2 protein-coding genes are annotated in these 1,266 nt (G+C 44.1%); both read left to right on the top strand.

Annotation, left to right across the window (positions count from 1 at the left end):
- On the top strand, positions 1 to 435 hold a 435-nt coding region (locus tag BW931_RS13745; protein WP_076572942.1), incomplete at its 5' end, for a transposase.
- The gene (locus tag BW931_RS13215) at positions 399 to 1,262 is read left to right on the top strand and encodes an IS3 family transposase (RefSeq protein WP_076572940.1); all 864 of its coding nucleotides are present in this window, start codon (positions 399 to 401) and stop codon (positions 1,260 to 1,262) included. The genes BW931_RS13745 and BW931_RS13215, both read left to right, overlap by 37 nt.
- Positions 1,263 to 1,266: the final 4 nt, after the last annotated feature.

Genomic DNA, 1,266 nt, shown 5'->3' with positions numbered 1-1,266 from the left:
GCGTATCAAGCGTTCGGGGAAGAAGGATTGAAAAGGAAGCGCTCCAAACAAGTCTATCCTGTCCAATTCAAGCTGGATGTATTACACTTTAGGAAACAGACAGGAGCTTCTCTTCAGGAGACGGCGATCGCCTTCCACATGAACAACTCTTCGTTAATTGCGAACTGGACCCGCGTATTTCACAAGGAAGGGGTCGAAGGCCTCCGGGGAAAAGCGAAAGGACGGCCTTCTATGTCAAAAAAACCTAAAAAAACGTCACCCAAAACCGAAAAATCTTGGACTCGTGAAGAACAGTTGGAACGTGAAAATGAACTTCTGCGTCTGGAGAATTCGTATCTAAAAAAGGTAAAAGCTTTTCAGGAGAATCCGAATGCCTATCTCGAAAAGCACAAGCAACGCTGGTATTCGAACTCAAACAGGAAGGATTCAAAGTAAAAGAGGCATTACGAATCGTAGGCATTCCTGAAGCCACGTATCATTATCAGAGAAAGCGCTTCGAGGAGGAAGATCCGAATAAAGCGTGGAAAGAAATGATTACGAACCTTTTTCATAAGCACGACGGGACCTATGGCTATCGCCGCATCACCTTCGAGCTTAGAAATCAGGGATATATCATCAACCATAAAAAAGTGCAGCGACTCATGAGTGAATTAGGGTTGAAAAGCGAAAAATTCACCCGTAAAACCCGATACAAATCATACAAAGGTACCGTCGGGAAAGTGGCTCATAACCGACTGAACCGTAGGTTCTACACGCCTATCCGTCTCCAAAAATTAGTCACAGACGTGACAGAGTTCAAATGTGCCGGAGAGGAGAAGCTTTACTTGAGTCCGATTATGGATGTGTTCAATGGAGAGATTATTTCCTTCGGTATATCCAAACGACCGACCCTGGATTTCGTGTTAAAGCCGTTGAAGGAAGCGTTGGACACCATCGAAACGGAAGCTGAATACCGGACAACCATCCACTCCGATCAAGGCTGGCATTACCAACACCGCACATGGGTGAAAACATTAAAGAAACATCGTATTTTTCAGAGTATGTCCAGAAAAGCGAACTGCGCAGATAATGCGGCGATGGAGAATTTCTTCGGAATTCTCAAACAGGAGATGTATTATGGAGAAAAGCTGGTTTCTTACGAAGAGCTTGAAAGAAAGCTCGAGGGATACATCAATTACTACAACCATGATCGTATAAAAGCAAAATTAGCTGGTTTGAGTCCCATTCAATACCGGACTCAAACCAGCCAATCAGCTTCCTAATAAA

The sequence above is a fragment of the Salimicrobium salexigens genome (assembly GCF_900156705.1).
GTDB classification, from domain to species: domain Bacteria; phylum Bacillota; class Bacilli; order Bacillales; family Halobacillaceae; genus Salimicrobium; species Salimicrobium album.
The sequence above is the reverse complement of the archived record's forward strand: the minus strand, read 5'-3'. Positions and strand labels throughout refer to the sequence as shown.